Source organism: Fluviicola sp. (assembly GCF_030151805.1).
GTDB lineage: Bacteria > Bacteroidota > Bacteroidia > Flavobacteriales_D > Crocinitomicaceae > Fluviicola.
The window spans coordinates 1-17,953 of record NZ_JASLCN010000246.1 but is presented as its reverse complement, the minus strand read 5'-3'; the positions used below and the strand labels follow the sequence as shown (position 1 = coordinate 17,953).

Annotated in this window: 13 protein-coding genes; 5 read left to right on the top strand and 8 right to left on the bottom strand. The window is 40.1% G+C overall.

The window, feature by feature from the left end; genetic code table 11:
- Window positions 1-768, bottom strand: a 768-nt coding sequence (locus Q1V93_RS09550) for a squalene synthase (protein ID WP_300664119.1), incomplete at its 3' end; no start/stop codon positions are given.
- A 762-nt stretch (window positions 769-1,530) separates the two neighbouring features.
- Between Q1V93_RS09550 and Q1V93_RS09545 the strand changes: the two genes are divergently transcribed.
- From Q1V93_RS09545 to Q1V93_RS09535, 3 genes are all read left to right on the top strand, one after another.
- Window positions 1,531-2,424: a DUF4238 domain-containing protein gene (locus tag Q1V93_RS09545; protein WP_300664117.1), complete on the top strand. Its 894-nt coding sequence runs from the start codon at window positions 1,531-1,533 to the stop codon at window positions 2,422-2,424.
- Between the two features lie 214 nt (window positions 2,425-2,638).
- Window positions 2,639-5,164, top strand: a complete 2,526-nt coding sequence (locus Q1V93_RS09540; protein ID WP_300664115.1) for a hypothetical protein — start codon at window positions 2,639-2,641, stop codon at window positions 5,162-5,164.
- A 188-nt stretch (window positions 5,165-5,352) separates the two neighbouring features.
- Entirely contained in the window at window positions 5,353-6,774 is a 1,422-nt protein-coding gene (locus tag Q1V93_RS09535; protein WP_300664114.1) for a hypothetical protein, read from the top strand.
- A 77-nt stretch (window positions 6,775-6,851) separates the two neighbouring features.
- Here the strand turns inward: Q1V93_RS09535 and Q1V93_RS09530 are convergent, their stop codons facing one another.
- Entirely contained in the window at window positions 6,852-8,003 is a 1,152-nt protein-coding gene (locus Q1V93_RS09530; protein ID WP_300664112.1) for a hypothetical protein, read from the bottom strand.
- A 277-nt stretch (window positions 8,004-8,280) separates the two neighbouring features.
- On the opposite strand from Q1V93_RS09530, the gene Q1V93_RS09525 reads away from it, so the two are divergent.
- Window positions 8,281-8,997: an SIMPL domain-containing protein gene (locus Q1V93_RS09525; RefSeq protein ID WP_300664110.1), complete on the top strand. Its 717-nt coding sequence runs from the start codon at window positions 8,281-8,283 to the stop codon at window positions 8,995-8,997.
- 255 nt (window positions 8,998-9,252) lie between these two features.
- On the opposite strand, the gene Q1V93_RS09520 is transcribed toward Q1V93_RS09525, so the two are convergent.
- On the bottom strand, window positions 9,253-9,939 hold the full coding sequence (locus tag Q1V93_RS09520) for a leucine-rich repeat domain-containing protein (RefSeq protein WP_300664108.1): 687 nt from the start codon (window positions 9,937-9,939) through the stop codon (window positions 9,253-9,255).
- Window positions 9,940-10,047: 108 nt separating this feature from the next.
- Between Q1V93_RS09520 and Q1V93_RS09515 the strand changes: the two genes are divergently transcribed.
- Window positions 10,048-10,626 (top strand): hypothetical protein, encoded by a 579-nt coding sequence (locus Q1V93_RS09515; protein WP_300664106.1) that lies wholly within the window; start codon window positions 10,048-10,050, stop codon window positions 10,624-10,626.
- Between the two features lie 50 nt (window positions 10,627-10,676).
- On the opposite strand, the gene Q1V93_RS09510 is transcribed toward Q1V93_RS09515, so the two are convergent.
- The 5 genes from Q1V93_RS09510 to Q1V93_RS09490 all read right to left on the bottom strand — a co-directional run.
- On the bottom strand, window positions 10,677-12,230 hold the full coding sequence (locus Q1V93_RS09510; protein ID WP_300664104.1) for an RHS repeat-associated core domain-containing protein: 1,554 nt from the start codon (window positions 12,228-12,230) through the stop codon (window positions 10,677-10,679).
- Window positions 12,190-12,552 carry a DUF2200 domain-containing protein gene (locus Q1V93_RS09505; protein WP_300664102.1) on the bottom strand — a complete coding sequence of 121 codons (363 nt, stop codon included), beginning with the start codon at window positions 12,550-12,552 and terminating at the stop codon, window positions 12,190-12,192. The genes Q1V93_RS09510 and Q1V93_RS09505 overlap by 41 nt, the downstream gene beginning before the upstream one ends.
- 146 nt (window positions 12,553-12,698) lie before the next feature.
- On the bottom strand, window positions 12,699-17,039 hold the full coding sequence (locus Q1V93_RS09500) for a PKD domain-containing protein (protein ID WP_300664100.1): 4,341 nt from the start codon (window positions 17,037-17,039) through the stop codon (window positions 12,699-12,701).
- Window positions 17,040-17,337: 298 nt separating this feature from the next.
- Window positions 17,338-17,556 carry a hypothetical protein gene (locus Q1V93_RS09495; RefSeq protein ID WP_300664098.1) on the bottom strand — a complete coding sequence of 73 codons (219 nt, stop codon included), beginning with the start codon at window positions 17,554-17,556 and terminating at the stop codon, window positions 17,338-17,340.
- A gap of 119 nt (window positions 17,557-17,675) precedes the next feature.
- The coding region (locus Q1V93_RS09490; protein ID WP_300664096.1) for a hypothetical protein at window positions 17,676-17,953 on the bottom strand (278 nt) is incomplete at its 5' end.

Here is a 17,953-nt window from a genome sequence, read left to right as displayed (position 1 = left end):
TGGAACATGTCCGAGGGCATTGATTACCACTTCATTCAATGCAGCAAGTCCGCTTTTTTCATCGGCCTGCAACTCGTTTAATGTATTGGCTTTATTTTTCCAGGATTCCTCCGGCCAGAAAATACGTCCTTGTTCCAAATCCTCGGCAAAATCACGAATGATGTTTGTTTTTTGAAGAAACAATCCCATTTCATTACTCAGGTTTTTGTCAGAAAGTTTCACACTTGTCTCTAATTTTGAGGCAAGGAACAATCTGCTCAACCCAATTCCAACCAATCCGGCAACGTAATAGCAGTAATCGTCCCAGTCTTTATAACTTTCAACGTTTTCATGCGCATACTTGTTCATCCCGACTGCCATTTCATGGGTGATGTCCGTAATAACGGCTTTGTATTCCGGTCCAAGCTTTTGATATTCGCGAATTACTTTGTCAAAATGAAGCATTAAATCCTGATAGTCCTGGGTATCTCCAACATTTTCAAGAATAAATTCTTCTTTGTTTATGCGATCGGCAAACGTAAGCAACATCTCTTTCTTGACAGAATTGTCGATGTTCATGTCATCTTCAATGGTATCAAGGCCCCGTAAAATAAGGTAAAACAAACAGACAGGGTTTTTCAGCTCATCTGGCAATTGTTGAATGACAACTGCAAATGAACGCGAAACCTTTTTAAGTGCTTCGTAGCAATAACTTAAATCATCAGTGAAGTGGGACAAGTCTTTCAAGCGGTATTCTGAAGGTTTGAATTGTTTGAATTCTTTCTTCATTTTCAAAAGATAAACCAACTCAGACACATGAAAGGAATAATATGTTACCCTTCTAATCATTATTTTTCTTCAATTTGTAGGGCACAAACATACGTACATTTTATAGATCTGGACTAATTTTTTACGTTTAAAAACTAACTTTATAAGTCCTTATGCACGCACATTTTTTTTAAGGTAGTTCACTTTCTTCGGATCAAAAAGAAACAGGATCAACCCATTGACTACAATTCCGTTTCTTTTTTGACTTCTTCACTCACTATCAAACTCGTTGTATTCATTCTTTTCCGGAAACAGTACAAGATTTGAGAATGGATCCGTGTTCTAGGCATGATTTTAGGTTTCACCCTTTGGAGGACGATTTCACATTACATGACACATCTTACAATCTGTCTTTAGTTTCTCTTACTTTTTTCATTGCCAAAAAAGTAAGCAAAAAGGCTAGGCCTGTACTCGAAAACCTGTAAACTACGCCACATTACGCGAAAGCATTCAAAACTCGTCCGGCTAGAAGACGCCGGACTCAAACACCGAATGCTTTTTTCCGCTTCACTTGCTTGTTTACGACGGTTTTCAGCGTAATGGCCATTTTTACACCGTGTTCTAGAAATCATTCAGTTTTCCGAGCATTCAAATCGGTTCGAATTTCATTGGTTTTCAAGCTCAATTTTTTTTAAAATTTTTAAATGTATTCTTCATTTTCAAATTATTACGTAGTATTGAAGTAATAACATAACAAGAACTATTCGCAAAAGTGGTATTAAAATGAGTACACCAACAAGACATCATTATGTACCTAGAGTACACATTCGAAAGTTCAAAAAGGAATCCGGGTATTTTCTAATGTTGAAAGATAAAAATGAAGTGAAGAATCCTCGTTCAAGCGCAGATTTTTTTGTCCGGAATGAGTTGAATACACTCGGAGTTGAAGGTGGAAACAAAGATCACTCTACATTCGAAAATGAATTGTCTTTTAAATGGGATAATAAGTTCAACAACTTTAGCAGTGATATAATTAATAATCAAGACACTCCAGAAAAGATAAATCTAGAAACCTTATTGTTCTTCTTTGAGTATTCAATCATTGCCTACATGAGGAGATTGAAAATGGAATCTGAATTTAACAACGAATTCCTATCATTTAAAGATGTAATTCCAGATTTTCTTAAGGCATTTGATTCAAATAACATAGACTTCAGTAATTACTCCGACGATGTTATTGAAAAAGAAAAAACGCGCCTTCTAGATTTTGTCAATGAGTTAAACAAACTTGACAACATACAAAAATCAGTAAAGTATCCCGCATTGATTCCATCAGAAGCTAAAATATTATTGCCAGAAAATTGCCACTGCATAATCTATAAAGTTGATGAAGATTCATTTATTTTACCTGATTGCACTATCACAGCGAAGAAATCAAAAGAGACATTTGATTCGCACGGGATCACTACAAATAAAATCGAATTAATAGGTATACCCTTGACCCCTAGATTATACTTAGAAATTAGGAATAGCGATATTATAGGAACTAAAGAGAATACTGTATGTGTGCCAAAAACCTCAAAGATTGAAGAAATTAATAATCGTCTTTTTAGTACCGCATACTCTCAAGTTCTATTGAACAAACCTGAGCAGCTTGATGATTTGAAAAAGATATAGAGAATTACACATATAAAAGATAAGATCGAGTTAATCAAGTATACTCGAGAAAAAGCCCTTTCATATTTACAAACGGTTACTTAAAACAAGTTTTCCTATTAGTAGTCTCCCAAAATGCTCGAACTTTCTTTTATCCTCAAATTGTAGCTCGTAACCCAAACCTGCACAGCGTTTTTGTCTATCTTTAATTCCCCATTGGAAGACTCAAACGATTATGGATTTAAAAAACATACAAGCTGCTTTTGATTACCTGAAAGCAAACAACTTGCTGAACGCAAATTACCTGGAAGAATTGTTTATGATCGGAAAGCTGATTGAGGATGAATCTGTGAAAACGGAAGTGCTTGACTACATGACCCAATTTGCGGATAAGGGAACGTTGAAAGTATATCTCTCCAACACCAAAATTCCTCAGAACGGAAACCAGAAAGACCTGGTAAAAGCCTTGGTAACGATTGCGAAAAAATCGGAGACATTGGATATCGGGAAGATGTTCCGCCTGTTGACCAATGGTTTCCGGATTTCATTGATCAGTGGAATTGAAACCGACGGCGAAGAGGCTCCGGATGAAGCGTTGAGAATTTTCAAAGGAATTGTTTTGGGAAAAGAGCTTGCCCAGATTCCACGTTTCAACGGCATCAAGGAACTCACCATCTTTTCGGATGGTTTTGATGTAATCCCGGATGAAATCGGCGCGTTGACTTCGCTCGAAACACTTTCCATTGATCATTATGGAAGTCAGACTTTACCCGCTTCGTTTGCGAATCTGGTTCATTTAAAAGAATTGAAGCTCCATATTACAACGCTGACTGAGATTCCTGCTTTTATCCGGGAATTACCTTCGCTGACAGCTCTTAAAATAGAAGGATCGCATTACTCTTATTCTCCAACGCATTTCACGATTCCGGAATGGATCGGACAGCTTCCTGCATTGAAAAACCTGGAGCTGGCTTATATCCAGGAGGAAACACTTCCGGAGAACCTGTTTCCACCGCAATTGGAAGCCGTTTATTTTGCACAGATGAGCCACCTGAAATCCATTCCCGCTTCGATTGAGCAATGCAGCAATTTGAAGTCTTTTATTATTGCTACTTCGCCTCAGATTACGCAGCTTCCGGATGGAATGAAAAACCTGAAGGAATTGGAGGAACTCCGATTGATCAATATGAATGGTCTTACACAATTGGATGGAAACCTGGTGTATGCGCCACAAATCCGGGCACTTGAAATAAGTGGTTCCAACGCGGTGATCTCTGAACCCGAAAAAACGATCAATTTTTCTGAAGAACTCATCATCCGGAATGAAAGCTACCTGAAGTATGTGCTGGAAAATCCGGATTTGTTTCCTGAGATCAAAAAGCTCCGGATCTCGCAGATCAAGAAACAATCCGATTTCAGTGCCGGGATCGGCGGATTGAAAAAATTGGAACAGCTGGAGGTGATTTATAGCTCCGGGTTGGATGAATTGTTGAGTGATTTAGGAAACTGTCGTCACCTGGAAGAACTGGAATTCATGAATTCAGAACTGGAACGCTTTCCGGACTTAAAAGAGCTGGAGCTAAAAAAGATCACCTTGTGGAACTGCAAAAACTTGTTCGTTTCATTCGAAGCACTTCCGAAGAAAACCGATGAATTGCATCTTTTTAATGTCGGGATGCTTGATTTTGAAGCTTCTGTTTCAAAGTATATCGGGCGCTTCAAGCTGGAAAATACCGGCATCGTTCATTTTGACGCAATCGGAAAGCATGATTGTGTGCAGATTAAATTGTTCCCGGGATCGGCAAACACTATTGACGGCAAACCGGTCATTGAGCAGCTTCCGGACTTTTCTGCGATGAAAAACCTTGAATCTTTTGAGATTCACGGACGCATTGATCATATTGGAAATTGCTTTACCGGATTGACTGAATTGAAGCTTTTGCGGTTGGAAGGAATGGATTTCAGCACGGAGAAACACGCCCTTGTTTCGATTCCTTCGGATTTGCTCCGGGATTCCAACATTGAAACATTTCAACTAACCCATTACTCCGGTTCAAACCTGGATGCGATTTTGCTGGCCGGTAAAAAGCTCCGGTCCATTGAATTGCGTTCGATCCATCACATGAACTATTTGCCTGACCTGAGTCTTTTATCCCGATTGGAACACCTTGGAATTTCACATTGTGATGATTTTATTTCCCTGAAGAATCCACTTCCGGAGATCACATCTGTGACCATCGAATGGTGTAAAAACGCAACTATCGACTTGTATGAAGAACTGGCATCTAAAAAGTCACTTCGAAAAGTGCAGCTTCGTTATCTTGGAGACCGCTTCAATTATTTCCCGATAAAACTCGACTTCCTGGAAAGCCTGGAATTGCAAGCCATTCGAATACCAGAAGTTCCTGCAGCAATCGAAAACTTTCAACATCTGCATACATTAGGGCTGGATTCTTCCTCTATCAAAACATTACCGAAAGAAATGGCTTCACTCAGTAAGTTGAAACGAATGGCGATTGATGGTGTTTGGTTTGATGAGCTACCGTTGGAACTGGCGGCTCTCGACCTGGAAGAAGTGCGCATGTATTTTTCGAAGTTTGCCGGAAACAATATGAAACGGGAAAAATATGCGCTTTTAATCGGTGAGAATTGCCGGATCGTACGTGATTTTAGCACTGGTGAAAAAACAAACCGGATGAACGGGTATGATGAACGAACAAATGAGGCAAGGGAAGCGAGAAGAAAAATTCTTGGAAATTGAAGACCGGATCAATCCCATGTCTGTCAATCCCGATACGAAACACGCATCCTTCGTGTTTCACTCGATTTGACAAACGTGGAAACACATCATTAAGATTAAGAACGAGCCAGAGCAATGGAAGCAGCATTAATTTTAGCTAATTTCAATCTGAAATATTATTTAATCACAGCATTTTTGACCAATCCCTGATGGAACTAAACGAAGAAGCAAAACAAAAACTGGAAACAGCTTACAATCAAATCGAAATGCACCTGGAAGAAGGTGTCAGCTATTACTCAACTTATACCGTTACTACCTACGGAGCAGCAGGCGGCAGAGTTTTCTCCCTTGAAAATGACCTTCGGGTGTATCTTGATCATGAGAAACAGGAGCATCTCGATTTATTCAAAGTGACCAAATCATTTCCTGCATATACCATTGTAAAATATACCTTCATCAAAGGTTCGCCGGTAACCGTAGAAGCTTGCTCACCGGAAATGTTGTTGCATGAAATGAAACTCGAACTCAAGGCCCGGCAAATGCAGCATGCGGAAATACTTCGTGTTACAAACAGTCCGGCTGAAGGTTTATTGAACATCGAAACCCGGGTGAAATTCCTGAAAAACGGTAAAATGGACATCCTGGAAAAGGAGATCGGTTCAAACGGCTCAGTTAGTGAAGAACTGTATTCATGCATCGAAGATGAAATGCAAGCACTGTATCATGCATTGGATGGAAATCTCAAAAAAATGGTTGTTTCCATGACAAGTAACGAACTGATTGTGCAAACAACTCCCGCTATTCCCGGATTGACAGACGAAATCATTGAGCAAAAAGCTGATTTGAAATTAGACGCATCTAATTTGAAAGCCATTTACACCTTCCTCGAATCTCATGACGAAGCAAAAATAGCGAAAGGGCTTGAAGTCCTGGAAAACAATCCGGAATTCAAGGAACTGGCAGAAAAACGATACCTCAACTTCATTCGTGCACGATTGAATAATGTACATGCTGTTCTTGCTCAATTTCAGGAAGCAGCGTTGAGCAGATCAGAAGTGAGTACTTTAACCGGGAAGCATTTTGCAAAAGATTTCATCTCTTTCTCCTATTTCGACGACAGTGAATCGAAGTTGGCGGTAGATTTTATCGGCAGCATGGTCCGGAATGCAATCGACCTGGAAAGTTATGCTGATCAGGTAAACCAATTGTCTGATTTGAGTGAACTGATTGCTTTGTACGATAAATTCGCGGCACAGGCAAAGCATGCAATCACGGCAGAAGCTAAAATTCATCCCAAAGGCTGGTATTCAGAGATTTCAAAGCATTTGATCCAATTGAAACTAAAAAGAGTCCTTTTTGAAAAAACACAATTCGACGAAGCCAATCGCTCGTTGGTACTGAAGGAGTTTATCTTTTTCCTGAATATCCAATGCAAAACTTCCGTTTACCTGGACATTTTCCAATCTGACACACCAAAACTCACAGAAATGTTTTGGCAGACAAAGGCCGTTCCGGAATCAAGTTGGGGAGACGTAGTTCCCAAATTTCCGGATTCACCGTTGAAGTTTCAACGTTCGGCAAGCTATCGAATTGGTGATGAGGGTGATTGGGAAATGATTTCCAAACCCTGAGAAGATTCTCTTTGCTATTAAAAAAGCAAGCGCCGGCCTCTGTTGAAACCGGCGCTTTATAGATCCTTGAGCAAGAATCAGGTACATTGCATAATCTGAACCGCAAGCATGCAATCTTCACACGCAAACCCAAAGACTACCTGGTCACCGATACGTCCCGACCATTGACTTGCCTGGTTTTGGCCCACATAAAACATCATTTTATTGCAATCCGGGCAATCCGGAATTTCAGGTGATTGTACCCAATACGGCCTTCCGCCAAGCGTTGCAATGCGTTTATCTCCCTCTTTACTAACATTATTTGAAGCATACAAAAGATACTCCGGCTGATCATCATCCAAAGGTTCTGCAGATTCAGGATGGCAATCCGCCTCTTCCTCATCCATATCCGTTTCAAGACCTGGTTCGTCATACGTTCTGTATGTTCCTATAAATTCCCAAGGCTGTTCCGGAACGATCTTAAAAGCATTGTTGTTCAACCACGTATCACAACTCTCGCAATTGGAAGAGAAGAAATGATAGCTCCCGATTTTTTCCAGAACTGTTCCCTTAAAAGGAGCAAGCTTCGTGTAATCACAAGTCAGCAAAGACTGGATCTTGTTACTACAGGTTGCAACTTTTCCGTCCCTTACTGCAGTTTCGCTGTTTGTCAGAAGATTGATTCCCTCCGGCAAAGGACCGGAATCACTTTTAGCTTTGAAAAGATCATATTCTTCTTTCAGGTAACGGCGTTCAAAGCTTCCGTCTTCATGCAGAATCATGTGCAGTTCACGCGCCATCTCAATAACATCTCCGGAATCCCTGGCAAGTTCTGCAAGCTTTTCGAGTGCATATGGAGTATCCGCACCAAAAAGCAATCTGATTACTTCTTCCGGTGCATCTGCGTAATGCGTCAGGATGATATCCACTTCCTCATTTGTAGCGTTTCTTGCCAGGTTCCACCAGTTATCCATATTCGTACCGCTGATTTCTTCGATTATTTCCAGATCTGAAAGCAGGTCTTTTCTATAGAAATCCAGCAAGGAAGGACGATGAAGAATAATTTCACTCAACGTATTTTCTTCCGCCATCCCGTAAAAGTTATTGAGTAGATAATAAACCAGTGATTGCTGTTCGCCTTCCTTTAAATCACCCACCTGATACCACCCGATATCATTGTTTTCAAGGGCATATTTCTCCACATACCAGGTTTCCTGTGAAGGATCTTTGATGGCTTTGTTCTCTGACATAAATTCTTTTTCTTTTAAATAAAAGCGCTGGTTTTATTCAGCAGTTAACGAATATAACGATTAAGATGACCGGCATCAATTTATTTAAGCAGGTTTTTATTATTAGTATTTTCAGGAAGAGAATTCCCGTGAATGATCAAAATATCTTTCTTTTCAAAAACTCTGAACCAGTGACTTTTACCGTTTGAGTTAAGTTTTTTTGGGATTTTTTCGGTGAAATTGGCACAGGTCTTGCTTCAGCATCAGTATATTTATTTGAAACAAACAAAAATTGATTATGAAAAAGCTCATTTTATTCGTATTCCTGACTTCAGGAACATTGTTCGGGCAAGTAGAGAACACTTCAAAACCTACAGTTCATGTAAATGGAACTTCAAAAGTTACCATCGTTCCCGATATGACAGAGCTGAACATTCACCTTTCATCCGTGAAAATGAACATGGCAGATGCAACAAAGGCAATCGGTGAACAAACACAGCAATTTTTGAAGATTCTGAAACAACTCGGATTCCAGGAATCAGACGTGAAGACAACCAACTATTCTGCGTCCAAAAACAGAGTTTATCGTCAGAATGGTGCGATTGACAGCGGTTATGTGGTTTCCCAGAACCTGACAGTTAAATTCGCATACAACCAGGCAACTTTGCAAAAAATCGCAGCACGTTTCTCTGAAGCAAAAGATCCGATAGATTTCAACATCGGTTTCTATCTTTCTGATGCTTTACGTGAAAAAACAGAGGCTGAACTTCAGACTAAAGCTGTAGCTGATGCACGCAAAAAAGCGACAAACCTTTCAACTGCAGCAGGTGTAAAAGTAGGAGCAGTGAAGTCTATCATTTACGGAAATGAAAGTTATGCACCTCCGGCTTACTACAAATCTGCAGATATGCGCATGTATGCAGAAGGTGGACTTTCAGATGGTTTGGATTTACGCTTTGCTCCACAGGAAACTGAAATCCAGGAGTCTGTGACAGTGATTTGGTTTATTGACTAAGAAAAGATTCAATACATAAAACAAGAGAAGAAGGATAATTGCGATGGCAGTTGTCCTTTTTCTTTTTAGCGTATGTTTATAAGACATCTTTGAGATTTTGCAAGCAGTGGGTATCATTTTCCCGCAGATTTACGCAGATAGTATGTAAATCAAATCTGCGCTCCGACATAGCTGGAGTCTCTATCATCTGCGTAACTAAAAAAAATCACCTAAACTCCAGGGAAAAGCCTTATTTTATTCAATTGGAATCCTTTTTCAATCAACCAACTCAATTCCTTTTTCCCGGTAAATTGCCGGATCATTCACTACCAAATCCGGATTTCCATAGATATGTAAGATTTTTAAGCTTGGCAATTCCGCCAAAAAAGCCGGCAATTCTGTTAATTGATTATTGCTTACATCCAGTTCTTCCAATTTACCAAGTTTTTGAATACTTGCCGGAATCTGCTTGATTTGATTGCCTGACACTACCAGAATCCGCAGTTCCTGCAGCTTTTCTATCAGCGGGGAAAGTTCTTCCAGGTTACAGGATAAATAGAGCTCACGTAAATGTGATAATTCAAAGAATCCATCAGGCAAAACGCTCACTTCATTTTCCCAAAATTGAAGTTTTTGCAGTTTTTTATAGCGCAAAAGCTCAGGAAAAAATGCGGCCTCCGGAAATCCACCCAAATCCAATGCAGTCACTTCCTCTACTCCGGATAATGCAGCCGGAATTAAGTCTTCCTGCTCGTTCATGAGCACTATTTTATGCGCCAACGAACCATCCCGGACGGCTTTGAATTCAGAATCAGAGCTCGCCGCATAGGTCATTTTCCAAATGGATTCGAACAGATCAATGATCTGTTTAATACCCGCAGAATGGCTTCCATGAAGCAAAGCCTCCTCAATTTCCAGGGGATTTGTGCTTTGTAATTGCTTCTTTAATTCTGCTTCGGTCATGAGTAGGTATTTTAAAGACCAAAATAGCTTATTTATTGAAATCAACAACTATTTGTATCTTTCCATATTAACCTTTAGTTCTTTACATTTGAAAAACAAAATTCATAAATGAAAAAGATCATTCCTTTTATTGGAATTATAATCATTGGATTATCTTGTAAACGAGAGAAAATACATTGTATACGCCCCTATACTCAAAAAGAGCTCAGATTCATATCGGATTTCAGCATAAAGGGATTTAAAGTTGAGTTGAACCGGTTTAACTATAGTTATTCAGGAGACAGCCTGGAAGTTTGCGCCAGATATTTAACGGACTTATATACTATCCGAATTGAAAATGAACCAATGACTGGAATCCAGAATATTGATTCTATGCAAGCAAAAGCAAGACAAATAGCATCTGAATTTTATGGGGAAATCATTGAAGATTCAATATTGGTGCAAACTGCTAAGATTGTTGTTCATATTTCAACAAAAATTCTTGAGAAGAAACTCGATCCAAAGAATTCCAAATCGCCTGCTTATGAAGATGCATCTTCCTATTCCGCGACATTTAGAAAAAAAGATTTAGAAAGCTACTGTGGGTTTCGCATTACAGAGCACAAGAATAAAATCATTCGGGAAAAAGTAGAAAAAACAACTAATCTTCCTCTATTTTCTGAAAGTAAAAGGAATTCTTCTTTATAAAGTAAAGAGAAGGAACTTAAAAATTCCTCCTCAAAACCATTAATTAGTGATTATTCACAATAGTATTCATCGCCTTTACCACTTGATTCAGTGTTTTTTACGAAGGATTTATCCTTTCCTCTTTTCAAGAAATTCCAACCAAATTCACCACATGGGAATTTTATTGTATAGATCGTCTTTCCAGATGTAGATGAAACTCGCTGGGAAACCAAAGTTCCTTTTTCAAGTTCTTTTAATGCATCAAATGTTCCTTTATTCCATTTCGTATATGCATGGTAATTGTATTTATCCTGAGCCTCTTTTCTCTTTACAGGATCTTTTATGTAGCCATACTTGAGCATTTGGTCTCCATCAACATTTACTTCTCCATATACATCAACACCAGGAATCATTCGTTCATCACCATCCGCAAAAGGATCAGCTTTAGCTAATTTTTCCGATAATGAGCAGTCTTCAGGACTTATTGCATACAGCGTATAATCCTGATCAACACCCAATTGAACTCTCTTAATATCCTTACCTTTATCACAAATTGTAATATCACTAGCATCAGCCGCTGAAAGGTGAACAACTTTTTCAATTCGTTTTGGGTCAATACCTGCTTCTATCAATCCCTCAATAAACCCTTCAGCATACGCAGCACCCATACTATGAGTTATGATTTTAATTGTTTCTTCATCCCCAGCTTTCTCTAAATACTCTTTGATTGCTGCAGCTGATTCAAGTGCGACAGCTTTTCCAATTGCCTGTCTTTCCCATGCCATTGACAATCCAAATTCACTATGAGATCCATCAAGAAATATGTGTTTACTATCCCCACCAAAATACTCCTGAGCAGCGTCTCTAAATTCAGAAGTCCAGTATTCTTTTCCGGGAATAGATTTTTGATTCTCTGAAGCTACACTTCCACCAGTAAATCCATTTACAAAAATAATCAGGTTTCCATCCGGGTCTTTCGCAGCAATTGGAGCATTTCCAGCATAACAATATGGAGTCATGGATGGATATATCGCTTTCAACGGGTCTAACGATAGCCAACGCCCCAAACGTGGATCATATTGTCTTTCTCCAAAATCATAACTATTTCCGGTTCCTTTAGTTTCCGGATCAGATTCTTTTCCGGTATACCCATAACGATAATTCCCGAAGTTTGTACTTCTTCCAGGCATCTGCATCCCAAACGGGTAGTAATCGCTGCTCATCATCAATGTTGCTTCATAAATATGATCCTCTCCCAATTCCAGTTGATCGACCCAATAGGTTACAGTACTGCTACTCACTTGTGAGATGGTGACAGTAGTACTTGCAGAAGTGGCTGTAAACAAGATTGTATTTTGCTGTGTATTGAGTAACGTTGTGGTACCCGCGACACCCGTGATCGCTATCCGTAAATCCGGTCCGCTACCTCTATCAGCTCTAACTCTCAGGATATATCGTTTGCCAACATTCAAGCCCGTAAACGTTTTGGATGTACTGCTCCCGGATGCACTTGGAGCAATCCGCAGATAACCACCAGAAACGTCTACAGTTGCGCTAACTCCAGACCAGCCTGTAGCATCGCCATCAACTCCGCAAAATCTTTTCCATTTTCCTTCCTTTGGCAAGTTCATCCACTAATTTATCCAGGTAGCGTGCTTGTTTGGTAAGCGGATTCTCGATTTCCTCTATGCGGTAACCACAAATCATTCCCGTTATGAATTCAGCATTCGGATGCAGAGTCGCCTGTTCAAAAAATGATTGAAAAGTAACTTTCTGATCAATGAGCTCTTGCAGTTTGATTGCATCAAATCCGGTAAGCCATTGGATGACCTGTTTCAGTTCTTCCTCTGTTCTGCCCTTCTTTTCAACTTTCGTGACATAATGCGGATAAACAGAAGCGAAGGTCATTTTCGCAATGCGCTCGTCGTGTGCGGGTGATGTGCTCATATCTGATTCTAATTTCCCGAATTTAAGGAATTGCGGTAAACTTTTCAAATCCGGAAACCAAGCCGGGAAATTTTACGCAAGAGTTTAAAAAACGAACGCCCGCTGTTACACGGGCGTTCTGATTATCAATAATGAATCTCTCCGATTTATTTTTTCAAAATCATGAGTTTTTCAGTGTAAACCTGGTTTCCTGCTCTCACTTCAACCATGATGAATCCATCTGAAACGGAGGCAGGGAGCTGAACTGTCAGCTCATTTGCTGCATCCAATCGGTTGTAAACCGAGTTTCCGATTACTTTTCCATCCATCGATTTCAATGTAACATTCACATCTCCTTCAAAGGAATCTTTGAATTTCAACTGGAACTGGTTGTTTGTCGGATTCGGATACAATTCCAACTGTTGTGCAGCTGCTATTCCTTCTCCGTTTACCGCAGATTTAATTCCGATCAACGGGTAGCAATCCGTGTAGAAGAATTCTTCACAGTATTTCTCCTCACATTTCTCTCCTGTATTCAAGGATCCGATGACTACCATGCAGATCGTATAACTCTGATTTACCTGGAACTGGTAGATGAAATTCTGTCCGGATGCCACTTCGATATCGTTAACGATCCATCTGATTTCATCCACATTCACGCAAGGAGAACCTGAGAAACCGCTGAAAACGAATTCACAGCTACCGATTTTAGTCATCGTGTAAGTAGGCTGCAGCTTGCAATCACATCTGCCGGCACATTTCACATCTACTTTATCACAGAATTTATCTTCACAGATAACGTCTCCTTTCTCATTGCGAACAACTACTGTCAAGCATACTTCGTAGCTGCCCGGTGAACTGTAAACATGTCCTGCATTCTGACCCATCGAAGTTGTTCCGTCACCGAAACTCCAGTAATACTCCACGAATTGCAGACAATTTGGTCCTCCTGAGAATCCTTCAAAATTGTAGATACACTCTTTCTCGTCTACTGTGTATTCGAATTTCGGAGCCAATTTGCAATCACATTTCCCTTCGCATTTTACGTCAATTTCCTTGCAAACCGTTTTCTGACAAAGGATTTTCCCTTTATTGTCACGAACGATTACCGTCAGACAAATATTGTGAAGTCCTGCTGTAGTGAAGATATGATTCGGGAATTGCCCTGTCGCAGTAGTTCCGTCACCAAAATCCCAATGGTATTCTACGTTTTGCAAGCAGCTTGGTCCTCCGTGGGATGCTTCAAAAGAATACAGACATTCTTTTTCATCTACTACGTATTTAAATTTCGGTTTCAACACACAATTACAAGGAGGAGCGCAATTGGTCTCAATTGTCTGACAAATTGTTTGGATACATTCCTGGTTGTTTGCCATTGCGGTCACAGTCAAACAAACAGTGTGCGCACCCGCAGTCGGGAAAGTATATGTTACTGCGCTTCCGCTTGCAGGAACTCCGTCAAAAGTCCAGTCATACGTTACATTTTGCAGACAAGAACTTCCGCCGTGCATTCCATCAAATGTAACCAGGCATGTATTACTGTTGATGCCATAATTGAATGACGGATTCAAGGTACAGGTGCAGGTATTGCATACCTCCGTCACTACAAATGTAGACGTTGAAGTACAACCCGTTGTGACATCTGTAACTGTTAACGTAACTGTTCCCGGTAAAGACGTCCAGATAACATCCACATTCGGTTGATTATTCAATCCGGCAATTCCACCACCTGAAACGGACCACAACGCTGTTTGTCCTGCTTGCAGATTCGATGCATAATTCCCCATTGGGTTTGTTGCCAAACAAATTGTCGGAGATCCTGAAATTGTTGAAGAAGCTCCAACCTGAACTGTTACTGAAAGCGTTGTTCCGCCTCCGCTCACTGTAACCGTATAGGTTCCGGGAGCAGAAAAAGTATGCGACGGATTTTGCAAGGTTGATGTATTTGATGCTCCGGATCCCGGATCACCGAAATTCCAGATGAAAGTAGCCGAACAAATATTCGTAGTGAATGAATATTGCGAACAGTTGATGCGCGTAGCTCCGATTGTATTTGAGAATGCCGTGTTTCCTGTTGCATCGATAAAATTAGGCATACTGTGCGACAATGTCGTCTGCATATTCGGTCCTGTCGGTGAATACAAACACAAATTCGGATTGGCTACTGTGCTTCTTATATTCGGTTGATGAACTACCTGAACATATGTTGTTCCGCTTGACAGATACAATTTATTATCCGGTCCAAGCTGCATTTCACAAGCATAAGAAGCTGAGTTTGACACAACGATTCCGGATGTTGCAGGAGACGAAGCTGTCAAGTCATACTGATACAAGTTACTACCACTCCATCCACTGCAATAAATCAGTTTGGAATAAGGACTGAAAGAGAACCCGTAGGTTAAATAATTATTCAAGATCAACTGATTAGTAAGTGCTCCGGTAAAAATATTGAAATCGAATACCGCCAATCCTGTTGTTTCCGTCGAACCATTGGTTCCTGATCCGACAGCCAGTTTCTTTCCGTTTGGTGATACTTCCAAAGCTTGCTGAGAAGTATTAAACGGACATAATGTTTCCGAATGGAATGCTAATCCGCTTGCAGTCAAACTAAAAATAGTAATGTAATACTGACTTCCCTTTTTGCAGGTTGTAATGATCCAATAACCGTTACATGATTTTGCAGCGGTAATTCCTTCACCTCCCAATACGGCTCCATCGTTACCCAACATGTAACCCAAAGCAGCTGGTGGTGCAATCGGAACGTTCCAACTAGCAGTTGTTGTGGCCAAACCTGCATTCACCTGGATGATGTTGTATCTGAATCCGTCGTCTCCGGGAACAGTAGTTGCCATACCTGCAGCATAAGCCCCTCCATCTCTTGTGAAAAGGTAATATTCGTTCGCATTTCCTGGATTCGGAACAATCAACGCACCGCGGTGAGCAGAAAGGTCTGATTTCAGCAGGTTACTCGAATTGATTGCAACATGGTTCGCATCCCACACTTTACTTCCGTTCGTATAAAACAACAAATCGTTTGTTGTTGTACTTTGTACGGCACATGCTTCATCAATGTAATTGCCATGCATGAAAGATTGATTGTTATAAACAGGTGCTCCGGTACTGAAATTCATTCCTCCCATCTGGCCATAATACCAGATTCCCTGATCTTTATTCAGCGGATCACACGGAGAAACAAAAACCATTCGCGTAGAGGATACTGAGTTTGTTCCGTTATTGATCGTCAACACGACATTTGCCGGCTGATAAGCTCCGGTATATGTATGTGAAGTGGTTACTCCGGTACCGGTTGTACCATCACCGAAATCCCACGTATAAGTTGCTCCCGGACTTGGAATAGCTGTGAAAGTAACTGCAGTATTCTTGCATGGATTGTAATTACTTGCCGTAAAATCTGAAAGAAGGCCTCCTGTACAACTTACTCCTGTATATGTTAAGTTACTTGAACTAACCAGGTTGGCACGGAACATGTTGATTTGCGCCAGAATCCGGTCGTTCTGACCATTGGTAAAGCCTGTCATACAACCTTCAGAAACATAATCCATGTAATTGTGAATATCATCCGGTAGGTCCGGAGTTTCATTGCAGGTATTCCATGTACTGGACGGACAACCGGAATTCGGAGCATTTACAGGTGGTGTATCACATACTTTATCTCCTCCTGTTGCACAATCCGAAGCATTCATTCCCTGGCAACCACCATTAAACGTATGGTAAAGTCCAAGGTAATGCCCTACTTCGTGAACCAGGATTTTACCAAACTGGCTATAGGAAGCCAAAGTTGTACAAGAACAGGTCGCAACATCTCCAAATGCATCATGCGACATGACAATTCCGTCTGTAGTGCTCACTGCAAATTCAGGCAGCATGGAATAACCCAATATTTTTTGTCCCGGAGGCAAGGTACTGGATGTAATTCCTTTCACTACCCAGATTTTCAAATACTGATCCGCAGGCAAGGTGCTTCCGATAGCTGTTAATGCAGCTTGCTGACTCACGTTATGATTCGTCAGGACTGAACTTCCGTAATGAAAAATCCCCGGAGTAGTACTTGTAATTCCGGATGGAGTGCTTATAGAAGTCAGGTTTTGTGTTCCTTTCTTGGTAGCCAGACAAAACTGAATTCCATATGGATCAAAGTAATCGTTCAAGGCATCAATCTGGCTGGTTACCTGAAGATCCGTGATGTTTTCCGGTCCATACTCATGAACTACATAAACAACTACGGGAATAATCAGATTGGCACTCAGGCTTTTTTCAGTGCCTGTTCCTTGATTTTTGTATTTTTCCCGAATAAAATTGTTGATCAAAAAGTCCCGCTCATTCATCCGGTTCAGTAGATCCGGATTTTTCTTGATCTGATCGAGCATCATTTCATCAAAATAACAAGGAGTTTTGGCACGGCTTTCCACCTGCTGTCCGTAAGCAAATACCATGTTCATGGCAAGCAATACAGACAAACAAACCCTCCTGAACAGTGGTTTTTTCATGTTTGCTGTTTTAATTGTTTCTAATTCAGTTTCTCTACCGCACAGAATCAATGAATTCAAAACCTAAGCATAACAAAATCAACCCCTTAGCACAGCAAGGAAGAAACATGGATGAATGTGTTCTTTGTATTGGAATTTAAGAGTGTTATCGCTTCTGCGTAAACTTTATTCATAAATAGTGATTGGTACGAGCAGGACAATAATAGATAAAATCTTTTATACCTGTATCAAAATCACCAAAATAAAACAGCTGAAGGATAATCTTCAGCTGTTTTCCTTCTTTAAAAAAGCGATTGTTTTATTTTTCAATTAATCCGTGGGTATCGTCGATAATATACTCAGGAACACTATCTGAATCCATTGCTTTGCTAAGCCGATCAAACTCAGCTTTTATACTGTCCAGCTTACTTTGACTGCTCCTATTTTCATCTATTTCGTTCCTGACTTGTCTTTCTCTTTCAGCATTATCACAAGATGAAAGAAAAAACAAGAAGAGAACACAAATTAATTTTTTCATTGTTTGATTTTTTCAACCTTTGGGATAACTATCACCCTCAACACCTTTTCTGTTTGGTAACTGCATCCTAAATGGATAGATAGTAATACAATTTTACATCTACAGTGACTAAATATTTGTTATTTGCTACCGAATTGATAAGTAAAATCTTTCATGAAACGAAAATCCCGGACATTTCCCAGTGTATCAAAATACACGTGATTCGTTTGATATCTAACACTTGATCCATAATTAACAGGGACTAATCGTTTACCATGAAACATATATAAACTATCTAAAATTCCTCTGTTGTCAAAATCTAAATCCTGAGATAGGATATAAACTCCTTCATTTCCACTTGGTTTGATTTGTTGAACTCGGATATTGGAAATTACCCCATTTGTCCATTTCACAATTT

What these genes read in the sequence shown, in the direction of transcription:
- Q1V93_RS09525 (WP_300664110.1), top strand. Translation starts at nt 8,281, where the DNA reads ATGAAAAAGCTCATTTTATTCGTATTCCTGACTTCAGGAACATTGTTC.
- Q1V93_RS09495 (WP_300664098.1), bottom strand. Translation starts at nt 17,556, where the DNA reads ATGAAAAAATTAATTTGTGTTCTCTTCTTGTTTTTTCTTTCATCTTGT.
- Q1V93_RS09520 (WP_300664108.1), bottom strand. Translation starts at nt 9,939, where the DNA reads ATGACCGAAGCAGAATTAAAGAAGCAATTACAAAGCACAAATCCCCTG.
- Q1V93_RS09535 (WP_300664114.1), top strand. Translation starts at nt 5,353, where the DNA reads ATGGAACTAAACGAAGAAGCAAAACAAAAACTGGAAACAGCTTACAAT.
- Q1V93_RS09540 (WP_300664115.1), top strand. Translation starts at nt 2,639, where the DNA reads ATGGATTTAAAAAACATACAAGCTGCTTTTGATTACCTGAAAGCAAAC.
- Q1V93_RS09545 (WP_300664117.1), top strand. Translation starts at nt 1,531, where the DNA reads ATGAGTACACCAACAAGACATCATTATGTACCTAGAGTACACATTCGA.
- Q1V93_RS09505 (WP_300664102.1), bottom strand. Translation starts at nt 12,552, where the DNA reads ATGAGCACATCACCCGCACACGACGAGCGCATTGCGAAAATGACCTTC.
- Q1V93_RS09515 (WP_300664106.1), top strand. Translation starts at nt 10,048, where the DNA reads ATGAAAAAGATCATTCCTTTTATTGGAATTATAATCATTGGATTATCT.
- Q1V93_RS09500 (WP_300664100.1), bottom strand. Translation starts at nt 17,039, where the DNA reads ATGAAAAAACCACTGTTCAGGAGGGTTTGTTTGTCTGTATTGCTTGCC.
- Q1V93_RS09530 (WP_300664112.1), bottom strand. Translation starts at nt 8,003, where the DNA reads ATGTCAGAGAACAAAGCCATCAAAGATCCTTCACAGGAAACCTGGTAT.